Raw genomic sequence first — 13538 nt, forward strand, 5'->3', positions numbered from 1 at the left:
AGCCTGTAACGTTCAACTGGTCAGCCGGCACCTGGCGTACAGCGGCGTTTAGCGGCCTGACTCTGGCGCAGAACGGTTCAGGACTTTCCAAACTGTCTCGCGCATGGGACAAGCATTCTCCGCGCGAACCGGGATACTATCCGCCTTTGACAGGGAATATCGACGCGAAGAACGCGACAACGGAAGCTTGGCTGCGTGATCTGTTGCAAAACCCAACGACGGAAAAAGTGTCGCTTGGCCGTGGCGGTGTCGAATACCGCGCTGCGGATGGAACGGGAGCAAGATGGAACAGTGATGGTCAGTTCAGCGGTGTGCTAAACCCGCGAAGGAACTAGGAGTTACGATGAGCAAGCTTGAAATTGTCTGGTCGTCAGCCATGGACGAGTATGAAAAGCTGACGCTTGAAATCTTGTTGGACAGATACCCGGTGGTCAGAGTCAATCAGGAAAATGGCATAGAAAATCTTGTGGCAGAACTAGGCGGCCCTGAACCGAACGGTGCGATGGTTGGGCAAGTGCCGTTAGACGATTTGATTACCGCGCTGCAGGAGATCAAGAAAGCCATGTTCACCGAGCAATAACGCAGTGGGGGGCCGATTGACGTTCGTCTCGTCGGCACAAAAAAGTGTGACTGTGAACTGCACCCCAAAAGCATGGACGAACGTTCAACTTTTGGGGTGCGGTTCATTGCTCGCGCCCCGCATGGGAGTCGCGGCTCAAAGCGGAAGGTTTGGACCCCGCAGTTGTAGAAAGCAACGTCGCACAGGAGGTGCAGGCAACCTTGCCCGATCGGTCAATCATATGTTTTCACCTTGAAGGTTATTACCGTCCTACTTCTGGAGGGCAGGGGCTGTATCCATTCGAGGGCGCAATGTCCGACCTCGATGGCACGAATGTCGATGTGCTTTTGTTTGCCGATGCCGCAAACAGGCTCTACGAAATGGAACTCGTCCGATGGGAAGGCGGAGATTTGCAGCGGCCCGACTGGACCACACTGCGGATCGTCCCTAAGCCACCTCCGGTTCAAAAGCCCCAAAACGATTGTTCGAAAGGAAGGCACGATACAGCCGGCAATGGCGCGCGCCAATACACCGGTCACACGTGCCTTCCAGAAGATGGACGACAGCGACAGTTGCTACCGGACCATCGTCGACGACAATCAGCAGGCGCTCGGTTAGGTGACACGCCAGTCGAGCAAAAATTCAAGCCTGCGCGGCGGCGCGCACCTGCCAGGGGTTTTGCCGCACGGAGTTGCAACTGTTCGCGGAGATCGTCGGCGAGGATGGATCGATTGAGCGCGAGGGGCATGCGCTCGCCGGCGCGCGACGATGTGCTTATCGCTTGAGGGTTAAAAGCAAATAGCAGCGTGGACGCCGGCGCACGATCGGTATATAACAACATGAAAGGATGGCTTTGTTCACCGCTGCAATGGAGAGACGCTTCATGACGCAAGACGTAACGCCCAAGCCGCCCGCGGGCGACCGCCCCGAGCTGGAACACCTCGATGCGGCGCTCAGTCACGTGGATCAGCAGGTATCGTCCGGCAGCATTGCGTCGGGTGCCGCAAAGGGCATTCTGTATAGCCTGATCGAAACGCTCGGCGCGTTCGTCGGCGATCCCGATCTGCCGGAACACGCGCGCTCGGGTTACGAGGGACTGCTGGAAGCCGCCCGCGAATTGCGCGCGAAGCTCGACCACTGAAAACGGTTACGCGCTGCCTCCGGGCAGCGTGGTTCGCAACGCATTCGCCGCCGCATTTCGGCGGTGCGGCTCTCTGTGATAAAAAGGCGCATTGTTTCCAACATTGCGCCTTTTTATGCTCTCCCCGTCCGCTATCGCGTTACTGGCTGTCGGCATCATCGTCGTGCTGATTACGCCGGGTCCCACCAATACGCTGCTGGCGGCGGCCGGTTTGCGCCAGGGCGTGCGGCTTTCCTGGCCGCTGATCGCCGCCGAACTGGCCGGCTATCTCGTGTCGATTTCAGTGTGGGGACATTTTCTTGTGCAAGCCGCGCGCGCGTTGCCGTGGCTGCCGTCGCTGCTGCGTGTGGCGGCCGGTGTGTACATCGCGTATCTCGCCGTCGACATGTGGCGCGCGGCGGTGGCCTTGCCCGATTCGACGCAACGCCCAATCGGCATGCGCACGCTATTCGTGGCGACGCTGCTCAACCCGAAAGGCTTGTTGTTCGCCAGTACCATCTTTCCCGCTGTCGCGTTCGCTCAGGTGTCCGCGTATGCCACCGCGATGCTGATGTTCGCCAGCCTGCTGGTGCCGATCGCGCTGGCGTGGATCGCGTTCGGCGCGGCGCTCGGCAGCGGCAGACTCGGCTGGTTGAATCCGGTGAAGATACAGCGCGGCGCGTCGATCGTGCTGGGCGTGTTTTCCTTGTCGCTTGCATGGGCGGCGTTGCATTGAGGGCGTCGCTACCGCAGGCCTCGCCCACCACATTGGCCGCTCACGGTTATTCAGGCGCGTAGGGCACTGAAGCTCGCACTCATGCTTGCGCGGTGTTATCCGCCGTCAACGCATCCAGCCACTCGGGCGGCCCCGCGGTGATCTCCAGTTGCGGTGTGCCGTGCCAGTCCGCGCAGCGTTGCAAGGCGCGGCGCAGATCGCCCGCCAGCCTCGCACTGAGCCGCACACCGGGTTCGATATGCAGCGATTTCAATTCGAATACGCCGTGGGTCCGATGCGCTTTCGCATCCACGCGGCCGACAAAACGCCCCCGGCTCAACAGCGGCAACACGAAGTAGCCGTATTTGCGCTTTGCCGCAGGTGTATAGCATTCGATCGCGTAGTCGAAGTCGAATAGCGCGGCGGCGCGCTTGCGGTCCCATACCACTGGATCGAACGGCGATAGCACCGTGGTGACGGTCGAAGCGAGCTTGCCGCTTGCCGCGTCGTCGATCATCGGCGCGAATTCATGATGGACGAAGGTGTCCTGCTTCCAGCCTTCCACTTGCACCGGGATCAGCTCACCCTGGTCGGCGAGCGCACGCAGTTCGTCGCGATAGGGACGGCGCGGCAGCCGGTAATAATCGGCGACCCAATCGGCGCGCACGACGCCAAGCGCGCGGCAGGTACGGCGTAACGCCGCCTCGAGGACCGTTTCCCGCGGCGGCAGATCGCGCGCGTCGTCCCAGTCCGGCAGCACGCGTTCGGTCAGATCGTAGACGCGATGAAAATTGCGCCGCTCAGCCACCATCAATTGTCCGATGGCGAACAGCACTTCCAGATGGCGTTTCTCCGGCTTCCAGTCCCACCAGCCGTTGCCTTTGCCCGCCTCGCGGGCGAAATCCGCTGAACGCACGGGGCCCGTTGCCCGGATATGCGCGAGCAGTTTATCGATCTCCTTGCAATGCTTGTCGTGCCACTCTGCCGCGTATTTCCAGCCCATGCCGCTCGGGTCGAGCATGCGGTGGCGCAGCAGGCCATAGTCTTCGGTCGGGACAAAACAGGCTTCGTGCGACCAGTATTCGAACAGCTTGCCTTCGGCGAGATGCTCGTCGAGCCATTGCTGCGGATACGCGCCGAGGCGGCTGAACAGCACGAGATACGGACTGCGCGCAACGACGTGGATCGTGTCGATCTGCAACTGCGCCATCCCGCGGATCGCGTCGAGCACGTCGGTTTTGACGGCCTTGCGGCGCGGCGGTGTCAGCAAACCTTGCGCGGCCAGATGCAAGGTGCGGGCGGCGGATAGCGGAAGCGTCTTCACGCGGTCGTCGGTCACGGGCGCTGGGTAATGAGTGCCCGCGATAGCCCCGGGCGCCTTCGAGCGAGGCCGCTCAGGCACCCAAAGCAACCGCTTCGCCCGCCGAAACAGCCAGCAGCTGATGGATCTGCGCAACCACCGCGGCACCTTCTCCCACTGCCGCCGCAACCCGCTTCGTCGAGCCGGCGCGCGCGTCGCCGATCGCATACACGCCTTCGACCGTCGTCGCGAGATCGCAGACGGAGATTCCGTCCGCGCTGGTGCCGGTCAGCACGAAGCCCTTGTCGTCCAGTTCCACGCCACAGGTGCGCAGCCAGTCGGTGTTCGGATCCGCGCCGGTGAAAAGGAACAGATGCCGCGTGTCGAGGCGCGGGGTGCCATCCGGCAGCGGCTTCTTCAACAAGACCGACGCCAGCCCGATTTCGTCCGCCTCCAGCTGGCCCACTTCCGAATGCGGATGCACGAATACATTCGGCAACGAGCGGATGCGGTCGATCAGATAGCGCGACATGGTGGCTTCAAAGCCGCTTCGGCGGATCAGCACGTGGACCTTGGCCGCGTGCGTCGCCAGATAGACGATCGCCTGGCCGGCCGAATTGCCGCCGCCTACCAGCACGATCTCCTGGCGTTTGCACAGCTTGGCCTCGACCGGCGACGCCCAGTAGTAGACGCCGCGCCCGTCGAAACGGTCGAGTCCTTCGAGCGCGGGGCGCCGATAGACCGCGCCGCTCGCGATCACGATGGTGCGGGCGGTGATATGGCCGCCGCACTTGAGTTCCAGCCGGTAAGGCGAGGCCGCGCAATGCAGTGCCTTGACGTTGACCGGAATCGCCACGTGCGCGCCGAATTTCTGCGCCTGCACGAACGCGCGGCCCGCCAGCGCCTGGCCGGAGATCCCCGTCGGAAAGCCGAGATAGTTCTCGATCCGCGAACTGGCGCCCGCCTGGCCGCCCGGCGCGCGACTGTCGAGCACGATGACCGACAGGCCTTCGGACGCCGCATACACCGCCGTGGCGAGGCCGGCCGGCCCCGCGCCGACGATCGCGACGTCGTACACATGCGAATCGTCGAGATCGGGCAGCAAGCCGAGGCAGGTAGCGAGTTCCGGCATGCTCGGATGACGCAGCACGGAACCGTCGGGGCAGATCACCAGCGGCATGTCTTCTTTCTGCGCGGCGAATTGCTCGATCAGACGCAGCGCGTCCTCGTCGCGTTCGTCGATGACGGAATGAGGATGGCCATTGCGCGACAGGAAGCCTTGCAGCATGACGAGCCGCGAGTCGTTGCTGTTGCCGATCAGGATCGGGCCGCCAGCGCCCTTTTCGATCAGCGACACGCGCCGCAGGATCAGCGCGCGCATGATGCGCTCGCCCAGTTCGGCCTCGGCGACGATCAATGCGCGCAGCTTGGCCGGCGGAATCAGCAACGCGTCGACCGCGCCGACCGCCATGCCGTTGACCAACGCGGGCCGTCCGGACAACTGACCGACTTCGGCGAGAAAATGCCCGGCGCCATGTTCCGCGATCACAACTTCGCGCCCGATGCCATCGCGCTGATAAACCTTCACGCGTCCATTCAACAACACGAACATGCCGGGACCGGTGTGGCCGGTCTCGAACAGCAACTCACCGGCTTGCCAGTGACCTACGTCGCCGAACCGGCGCAGACGATCGATTTCCGCGCACGTGAGTTCGGGGAACATCTGGTGCATGCGCGTCGCGAGCGACGAAAACGGCGCGTCCGCGACGACGGCTTGTTGCCCTTCTACTTCTTGAGTCGACAGCATTGAACCGCTCCTTCTGTGTTTATCCTGAATGATCGACACGGGTGGCGAAGCGGCGCGGGCGCGCGAGGGCGCCGATAGGGATGCGCTGCCGCGCTAAACGGCCTTGGGCGCGATATCGTCGACCGCCACGTCGGGCGGCGGCACATCGGGCAGCGCGTCCACCGTCTTGCCCGAGTCGCGCCAGGCTTCCATGCCGCCGCGTAACGGCAGCACGTCGGCGAAGCCGGCCTCACTCAACTGTTTGGCCATCCATGCCGCGGATATTTCGTTCGGGCATGAACAGTAAATCACCACCTTCTGATCGTGCGGGTACGTCGCGACGATCTCGTCGAGTTGACGCTCGTCTGCGAATTGCGAGCCCGGAATCACGAACGGATCGAGCACGCGCTTTTCCTGCGAGCGGATATCGAACAGTACCGGCGTTTTGCCGGCCGCGACCAGCGCCGCCAGTTCGTCGACTTCGATCCGCTGGGTCGCGAGCTTGGCGATCAGCTGGCGCCGGCGAATCCAGCGATAGGCCGCATACAGCAACAGCAACGCGACGGCCACCAGTGCGGCCGTGCGCCCGAGGCGTCCGGCCACGGCGAACAGCATGTCGATTTGCCGGGCGAACAGCGCACCGATGATCAAACCGGTCCCCGACCACAAAGCGGCGCCGATGCTGTCGTAAGTGAGAAACGTGCGGTAGCGCGTGCCCATGGCGCCGGCCATTGGAATCGACACAATCGACAGGCCCGGCACGAACTTCGCCACGGCCAGCACGCGCACGCCCCAGCGGCCGAAAAAGCGTTCGGTTTTTTTTACACAGGTATCGCGCGACAACGAAAGACGGCAGATCGTTTTCAACGTATTGCCGCCATACATACGGCCGGCAAGATACCAGGCGCTGTCGCCGATCAGCGTGGCGAATATCGACAGGATCAGAACCGGCAACAATTGCGTGCCCACCGAGCCGGGATGCATGGCCGCCATCGCGCCAAACAGCACGAGCGACGGCATCGCGGGTACCGGCAGCCCGAGTGAAGCGGCCAGCACGTTCACGAAGACGAGCGCCGGTCCATATTGCTCGACAAGGTCATGTAGCATCGGCTTACATCCGTCGCCCTTTCGGGAACGGCGCAGGTAGGGAAAAGCAAAGGAGAATGCAAGGATTATGGACGCATTTTCAAGACGTGCAAACGCCGAGAAAACGGGTCCGCAATCGCGAACTTAAAAGCGCGTCTCCGGCCTGTCCCAACGGTTAAAAACGCGGATTAGAAGCGCAAATGAAACAAAGCGAAATGGACCGAGCGTGCGCGGCAAGCCGGTGCCGAAAAGCGGGTGCCTAATAATGCCCTATAGATTCGCGTAGGAAATCCTGCAGTGCCTAAACAGGAGCGGATGGTGTAGAAACTGCGCCCGACATTCGTGCGTAAGCGCAATGCCGGGCGCGGCAGCTTTACTGACGATGATTGTGCTGTTCGCCCGGCAACTCGGCGCCATGCGCGCGAATCGCCGCAATCAGTTCGGCAGGCGTGATTTCGTAGCGCACTTCGCGGTGAATGCCTGGCTTGCGCTCGTCGACCTCGATCAGAAGAATGCCTTTGCCGTCTTCTGTCGATTCGAGGCGCAGCGAGCGGAGTTCGCGCGCCGTTGCGTCGTCGTATTCGGTGAGCAGGGCCATTGACCCGGAGGACCCGGTAGTGCGCATCGAAGTTGTCCTTCTTCCGTTGTTGATCGAACCATTGTACGGGCAGTTGTCGCACCGCGTGTCGCGCGAGGCTCACACCACGTTGCCTGCCCGTTGACCTGTCTGTTTGCGGGAGCGCCGCTGCGCCGTGTTGGCCAATCGCTGGCGAGGCGCGCCGCTCGAGGTGGGCCGTGACGCCCGACTGTGACAACCAGTTTAACGCGGCTCCCGCCGCTGTCGGCTGCATTTTTCGTGCCCCGTGGCGGTGCAACGGTTGTCTCCCCTGCTGTCACGGCGCTGACAAGCGCTTGGGTTACGGCCAGGCGCGACGCGCGAAACCCTCGGCAAAAAAATAGCCCGCCCTCGGAGAGGACGGGCCGCTAAACGCCGTTGTTACTCGGGTCAGCCTGCCCTTGCAACTTATTGGGCGCTGACGCTTGCATCGTGATGCGCCAAGTCCGGGCTGTCGAGGTGGGAGTAACGCCGATCTATCAGATCAATGTCAAATCTTCCGGCTCGACCGCGCCACGCAGCAGAACGCCGCGCCGGTCGAGCAGGCGGTCTGCGAGGTGGTGCGTGCCACCAGTTCGGTGCCGAGCGCCGCTTCGGTCGCACTCGCCTCGACCACCGATTTGATTTCCTTCGACGACGCCGCGCAGCGTTGCGCGAGCATCCGCACCTTGCCCGCGACCACCGCGATCGAGCGGCCCGCTTCGCCCGCGCGCGCCGCTTCGACGGCGGCATTCAGCGCGAGGATATTGGTCTGGAAAGCGATCCCGTCGATGACGCCCGCAATGCGGAAACAAGCATCTGTGACGAAGGGAATTCGTACTCGTGCCCGGTGACAGACTGGTTGTTGCGCATGGCTTTCCTTGCAAGTGCGAACGCGCGTCCGCACGGTCCTTACGGCGATGCAGGGAATAACGGCATTAACCCCGCGGGCTTGGGGGTTTCCCAGTAAACCGCTCAGGTTTATCCGGTGCCGAGCCGTTAATACAAGGTTATTTCATGCGTGCCGAATCGCCGTGGAAAACGGTGCCGGATGGCGTGCCGCCGCGCCTTCAAAAGCGTTACACTGCGCCGGATAAGGCCTGCAGACGCATCTCGTCACCCTGACATACGCAGCGGTCTGCCTGCGCGAATTCGCTACTCAAGTGACCAATGCAGAAGATCCTCGACCGGACTCAGGAGTCTTTGGCCCACGCGTTCGCTTCGCTCGCAAAAAGCGCGAAGCGTCAACAACGCCTGTATCTCGCGACGATCGGCTCGCTGATGCTGATCGTGGTGATCTTCACGCTGCTTCTCGCGGTGCTCGGCGCGGCCAAACAGCTGGACTACCGGCGCGCCTTAGCCACGGTGAATGCCGCCGATATCAGAGCGCTGCTGCATCGCGAGCAGGCATTTCTGGCGCGTGCGGAACTGACGCTCGCGTACTACAACGCTTTCGAAGGTCAGTTGCCGCTGCCCGAGGGCATGGCGGAATCGGTCCAGAAAACGGGCGCGGCACGCAGTCGTCTGGAGACGGGCGGCGTGCATATCGATCTGCTGGTTGGCGACGCGACCCGGGCAGCGTGGGGGCCGCAGCTGAACACCCGACTCTGGCGTCTATACCAGACCGGCGTCTCGACGCTGGCGACCGAGCAGGCCTTCGCTCTGCGACAACGCGCGATGCTGATCGGACTGAACGAAGACTACGCGGTCATGCTCCCCGCCGCCGACGCGCCGGGCACCGCAGCGGGCGCCGATGCGCCGGGCGCCGACGCGCTGCTGCTGCAACCCGCAACGATCGGCACGCTGCGCGATGAGATCGAGCGTCAATTGCAGGCTCGGACCGGCAAGCGCGTGCCGGGCAAAGGCGAACGGATATGGCTCGGTCCCTATCGCGACCCGCTGCAAGGCATCCCCGTGATCATCGCCGTGAGCGCCTACTACTCGGGGGACACGCCGGTCACGCTCATCGCGGCCAGCATCCCGGTCAGCACGCTGCCCGACTATTTCACCCGGCCGGCGGCCGACGGGACGCTGTTGATCACGACGCCAGACCGTCGCGTGATGGTGTCGTCGCCGCCGGTCGACGCGGGCACGTCGCAAATGCTGCGCAACCTCGTCGCCGATATGCCCGCCGACGGGTATCGCTACACCCGCCATGGCGCGGTGCTGGTCGAGCCGCTCGCGCCGGACTTCGGCTCGCTGGTGGGTTACCTGCCGTGGCGGGCATTGGTCTGGGTGCTGCGCTGGCAACTGGTAACGCTCGCCGGCCTTGCCTTGCTCGTACTGGGAGCCATCGCGCTCACCGCTCGTTTATGGGGGCTGCGTCTGTTACACAAGACGTTCGCCGAAACGACGCGCGCGCTGGAAAGCGAAACCATCAATCACATTCTCGTCAGCGCGACGCCGATCGGTTTATGCATCGTCCGGCAAAGCGATTTTTCGATCCTCACCGCCAACGCGCTGGCTAACGAGTTGTTGCATATCGAAGCGGGCAGCAACCGCCTGCCGCCGCACATCGTTGCAGAGTTCTCGGCGCAGGCGCCGGACAAGCCTTCGCTGACGGCGTTTGCGAAGGTGGCCGGTTTCGTCGCGCCTGCACGAGCGTTGCCGTCGCAGTCGCATTTATTGCAACCGGTCACGCCAGCTGCAACCCAACCGGTCACGCAAGCGCAGCCCGACCAGGGCGAAGCGGCGCCCGCGCAGTTCCTGCAGTTCACCTACGCCGCCGCGCGTTATGCCCAAGAGGACGTGTTGTTCTGTGCGATTCTCGACGTGACCGCGCAGCATGCGCTCGAACAGCAACTGCGGCTCGCACAGCAAACCTCCGAGAGCATGATGCGGGCGCGTTCGAATTTCTTCGCTTCGATGAGCCACGAAATCCGCACCCCGTTGAACGCGCTGCTCGGCAACCTGGAACTGTTCGCGCGAACGCCGGGCCTCGAAGCGCACACGCAACGGCTCGCCACGCTGGAGGTGGCGGCCGGCGCGCTACGCCGCATCGTCAACGACATTCTCGACTTTTCGAAGATCGACGCCGGCGAGATGCGGCTCATGACCGAGTCGTTCCGGCCAATCGACGACTTCGAAAATATCGCGCTGTCCTACGCGCCCATGAGGGCGGATCGCGCGATCCGCTTCTATTCGCACCTCTCGCCGACGCTCGACCAGATCTTGCGCGGCGATCGCACGCGCATCGCGCAGATCGTCAACAACCTGTTGAGCAACGCGTTCAAGTTCACGTCGTGCGGCAAGATCACGTTGAGTGCCCACGTGAAGGACGATCTGCAAGGCCGCCCGATTTTGACCTGCCGGGTCTGCGATTCGGGCATCGGCATGGATCAGGCGCTGGTGGCGCGCATTTTCAATCCGTTCGAGCAGGGCGAGGCGAGCACCTCGAGCCGCTATGGCGGCACCGGTCTGGGTCTGTCGATCTGCGCGCGGCTGTGCGAATTGATGGGCGGGCATATCTCCGTCGAAAGCGTGCTCGGGGTGGGCAGTGCGTTCAGCGCTTCGATACCGCTTGCGTTGCCGCCCGATGAGCTGCGGGTGCCGGCCGTCGAGCCGGCGCGCCGTGGCAGCGTGCTGGTGTTGTGTCAGGAGCGTGAGTCAGGACAATTGCTCGACGGCTGGTTGCAGCGCGCGGGCTGGTCGGCCCACACGGTGACGTCGACGCGCAGCGCGCTCGCCTGGTTGCGCGTGAACCGGCCGCAGGCAATGCTGATCACCGGTGAGTACAGTCTCGACGCCATTGCGGAATTACGCGCGGCCCATCCGGTCGGCGCCGCGTGGATCACGCGAACCGGGCCGCATCGTCCCGCGGCGCGGGGCGAGGGCGTGCTCGAAGCCACTGAATTCAGCCGCACGGCGATCCTCTCCGCCATCGAACTTGCGGCCGAGGGCGGGGTGGCTGCCGATAGCGCGGAGGCGTTCGCCGGCGAGCTTGCCGGGGCACCGCCGCCGGTTGCGAATCCGGCGCTGCAGGGCCTGATGGTTCTCGTCGCCGAAGATAATCCGCTGATCCAGACCCTGATCGTCGAGCAGCTCGACGCGCTCGGCTGCCTGCCGACGATCGCCGGCGACGGGCGCCAGGCGCTGGCGGCATTCGAGCAGGGACACTTCGAGGTCGTGCTGACCGATATCCACATGCCGATCATGGATGGCTACGGATTGCTGGCGGCATTGCGCAAGGCGCATGCGGACTTGCCGGTACTGGCCTTTAGCGCGGTCACGGACAATCAGCAGCAGGAAGGCTGGCTCGAGCGCGGCTTTACCGGCTATGTGGCGAAGCCGGCGTCGCTGGGTGAGTTGGAGACGGCGCTGCTCGCGGTGATGTCGGCACGGGCCGAGATGTCGACGTCGACGGCGAGCGCGCCGGTTGCTTCGGCAATCTCGACGATCTCGGCAACGGCCGGCACTACCGCTGATCCAGCCAACCCGCTCAGCGCGGACGACAAGACGCGCTACACAGCCATGCTGAAAGAGCATTTGCAAAACGATTTGCCGAGGCTCATGGCGATTGTCGAGCAGGAGGACCGGAAGGCATTGGGCGGCTGGGCGCATAGCGCCGCCGGCGCGTTCCTCGTGGTGCAGGAGCGGCAGTTCGCGCAGCAATGCCGTGAGCTTCAGCGGCTATGTGAGAACAGCGAAAGTTGGACCACGGAAATGGACGAACGCGCGATCTCGTTGCACGAGGCGATCGGCGATCAGTTCGGGTTCGATGAAGCGTCGATGCATTGAGGCGCTTCACCGCGGCGGTGGGTCGCCTCACACACACTGCTTGCTCCGCGTCTACGGCGACAAGGGCGCCCCGATGTGCCGGCGCGCCCGGTTCTACATCAGCCGCCTTTCAAAGCGGCAAAGTTAAACCAGCCCCGTCATGTAATACACCGCGATCACAAAGAAAACCGCCAGCGTCTTGATGACCGTCACCGCGAAAATATCGCGGTACGATTGACGGTGCGTCAAACCCGTCACCGCCAGCAACGTGATCACCGCGCCGTTATGCGGCAACGTGTCCATGCCGCCGCTCGCCATGGCGACGACCCGGTGCAGCACTTCCATCGGAATGTGCGCGGCTTCCGCGCCCTTGATGAACGTGTCGGACATGGCCGCGAGCGCGATGCTCATGCCACCCGATGCCGAACCCGTAATACCCGCCAGCGAGCTCACCGACACGGCCGCGTTGACGAGCGGATTCGGAATGCTCTTCAGCGCATCGCTGACCACCAGGAAGCCCGGCAAAGCCGCGATTACGCCGCCGAAACCATATTCCGACGCCGTATTCAACGAAGCCAGCAATGCGCCGGCCACGGCAGCCTTGGTGCCGACCGCGAAACGTTCGCGCACGCGGCCGAACGCCGTCACCACGACCATCACGATACCGAGCAGCAACGCGCCCTCAACGGCCCAGATCGCGACGACGCTTTTGATCGTCGTCGTGACCGGTGCATGGATGCCCGGCAGGATGTCCGGTGCGATGGTGTACGACGCGCCGTACCAGTCCGGAATCCAGCGGGTCAGCAGGAAGTTCGCCACGCCGACCAGCACCAGCGGCGCGACCGCGAGCAGCGGATGCGGCAGGTGCTTCGATTCGACGCGTTCCGGTTCGTTGACGAGATCCGTGCCGTAGCCTTCGCCGGTCGCCATCGCGGCGCGGCGGCGCCATTCCAGATACGTAAGGCCAACCACGATAATGAACAGCGAGCCGATCACGCCCAGCGCGGGAGCGGCCCACGAGGTCGTCTTGAAGAAGGTGGTCGGGATGATGTTCTGGATCTGCGGCGTGCCCGGCAGCGAATCCATCGTGAACGAGAACGCGCCGAGCGCGATCGCACCCGGCATCAGGCGTTTCGGAATATTGCTCTGGCGGTACAGCTCGGCGGCGAACGGATACACCGCGAACACCACCACGAACAACGATACGCCGCCATAGGTGAGCAGCGCGCACACCGCGACGATCACCGCATTCGCCCGTGAACGGCCGATATAACGGATGGCCGCGGCAACGATCGACTCCGAGAAGCCGGACAGTTCGATGACCTTGCCGAATACCGCGCCGAGCAGAAACACCGGGAAATAAAGTTTGACGAAGCCGACCATCTTCTCCATGAAGATGCCGGAGAACACCGGCGCGACGGCGCCCGGATCGGTGAGCAGCACCGCGCCGAGGGCGGCGATCGGTGCGAACAGAATGACGCTATAGCCGCGATACGCGGCAAACATCAGAAACGCCAGCGCGGCGAGGACGATGACAAAGGACATTGAGTCTCCAAAGCTTGATAGTTCTAGGTGTACGCCGTCCCGATGGGGCGACGGCCCGGCGCCCGCAAATGCAGATTCCGTGCCACGCGCGCCGCAGCGGCCTGCCGGTTGATTCC

The 13538-nt window shown here is 63.4% G+C and carries 10 protein-coding genes and 1 pseudogene; 5 read left to right on the forward strand and 6 right to left on the reverse strand.

Annotation, left to right across the window (positions count from 1 at the left end; all coding sequences use genetic code 11):
- The 4 genes from QOC89_RS02915 to QOC89_RS02930 form a co-directional block, all read left to right on the forward strand.
- Positions 1 to 335: hypothetical protein (locus QOC89_RS02915; protein WP_323043650.1), on the forward strand; the 335-nt coding region annotated here is incomplete at its 5' end.
- A gap of 8 nt (positions 336 to 343) precedes the next feature.
- A complete protein-coding gene (locus tag QOC89_RS02920; RefSeq protein WP_323043651.1) occupies positions 344 to 580 on the forward strand; it encodes a hypothetical protein in 237 nt (78 codons plus the stop codon).
- 862 nt (positions 581 to 1442) lie between these two features.
- Positions 1443 to 1700, forward strand: coding sequence for a hypothetical protein (locus QOC89_RS02925; RefSeq protein ID WP_179739730.1), 258 nt, complete (start codon positions 1443 to 1445; stop codon positions 1698 to 1700).
- Positions 1701 to 1815: 115 nt separating this feature from the next.
- A complete protein-coding gene (locus QOC89_RS02930; RefSeq protein WP_323043652.1) occupies positions 1816 to 2415 on the forward strand; it encodes a LysE family translocator in 600 nt (199 codons plus the stop codon).
- A gap of 79 nt (positions 2416 to 2494) precedes the next feature.
- Here the strand turns inward: QOC89_RS02930 and QOC89_RS02935 are convergent, their stop codons facing one another.
- The 5 genes and pseudogenes from QOC89_RS02935 to QOC89_RS02955 form a co-directional block, all read right to left on the reverse strand.
- Positions 2495 to 3718 carry a winged helix-turn-helix domain-containing protein gene (locus tag QOC89_RS02935; protein ID WP_323043657.1) on the reverse strand — a complete coding sequence of 408 codons (1224 nt, stop codon included), beginning with the start codon at positions 3716 to 3718 and terminating at the stop codon, positions 2495 to 2497.
- A 70-nt stretch (positions 3719 to 3788) separates the two neighbouring features.
- Positions 3789 to 5501: an FAD-dependent oxidoreductase gene (locus tag QOC89_RS02940; RefSeq protein ID WP_323043653.1), complete on the reverse strand. Its 1713-nt coding sequence runs from the start codon at positions 5499 to 5501 to the stop codon at positions 3789 to 3791.
- Positions 5502 to 5594: 93 nt separating this feature from the next.
- Positions 5595 to 6587, reverse strand: a complete 993-nt coding sequence (locus QOC89_RS02945) for a DedA family protein/thiosulfate sulfurtransferase GlpE (RefSeq protein WP_323043654.1) — start codon at positions 6585 to 6587, stop codon at positions 5595 to 5597.
- A gap of 352 nt (positions 6588 to 6939) precedes the next feature.
- Entirely contained in the window at positions 6940 to 7191 is a 252-nt protein-coding gene (locus QOC89_RS02950) for a hypothetical protein (protein WP_007178686.1), read from the reverse strand.
- Between the two features lie 541 nt (positions 7192 to 7732).
- Positions 7733 to 7987, reverse strand: a pseudogene (locus tag QOC89_RS02955) (methyl-accepting chemotaxis protein); the annotation flags it as partial.
- A gap of 344 nt (positions 7988 to 8331) precedes the next feature.
- Between QOC89_RS02955 and QOC89_RS02960 the strand changes: the two are divergent.
- Entirely contained in the window at positions 8332 to 11898 is a 3567-nt protein-coding gene (locus QOC89_RS02960; protein ID WP_323043655.1) for an ATP-binding protein, read from the forward strand.
- Positions 11899 to 12021: 123 nt separating this feature from the next.
- Here the strand turns inward: QOC89_RS02960 and QOC89_RS02965 are convergent, their stop codons facing one another.
- Positions 12022 to 13422, reverse strand: coding sequence for a GntP family permease (locus QOC89_RS02965; protein WP_323043656.1), 1401 nt, complete (start codon positions 13420 to 13422; stop codon positions 12022 to 12024).
- Positions 13423 to 13538 lie beyond the last annotated feature (116 nt).

Source organism: Paraburkholderia sp., assembly GCF_034668105.1.
GTDB lineage: Bacteria > Pseudomonadota > Gammaproteobacteria > Burkholderiales > Burkholderiaceae > Paraburkholderia.

Excerpts from the sequence above, each read along its gene's own strand:
- QOC89_RS02920 (WP_323043651.1), top strand. The coding sequence starts at position 344 with ATGAGCAAGCTTGAAATTGTCTGGTCGTCAGCCATGGACGAGTATGAA.
- QOC89_RS02925 (WP_179739730.1), top strand. The coding sequence starts at position 1,443 with ATGACGCAAGACGTAACGCCCAAGCCGCCCGCGGGCGACCGCCCCGAG.
- QOC89_RS02930 (WP_323043652.1), top strand. The coding sequence starts at position 1,816 with ATGCTCTCCCCGTCCGCTATCGCGTTACTGGCTGTCGGCATCATCGTC.
- QOC89_RS02940 (WP_323043653.1), bottom strand. The coding sequence starts at position 5,501 with ATGCTGTCGACTCAAGAAGTAGAAGGGCAACAAGCCGTCGTCGCGGAC.
- QOC89_RS02945 (WP_323043654.1), bottom strand. The coding sequence starts at position 6,587 with ATGCTACATGACCTTGTCGAGCAATATGGACCGGCGCTCGTCTTCGTG.
- QOC89_RS02950 (WP_007178686.1), bottom strand. The coding sequence starts at position 7,191 with ATGCGCACTACCGGGTCCTCCGGGTCAATGGCCCTGCTCACCGAATAC.
- QOC89_RS02960 (WP_323043655.1), top strand. The coding sequence starts at position 8,332 with ATGCAGAAGATCCTCGACCGGACTCAGGAGTCTTTGGCCCACGCGTTC.
- QOC89_RS02965 (WP_323043656.1), bottom strand. The coding sequence starts at position 13,422 with ATGTCCTTTGTCATCGTCCTCGCCGCGCTGGCGTTTCTGATGTTTGCC.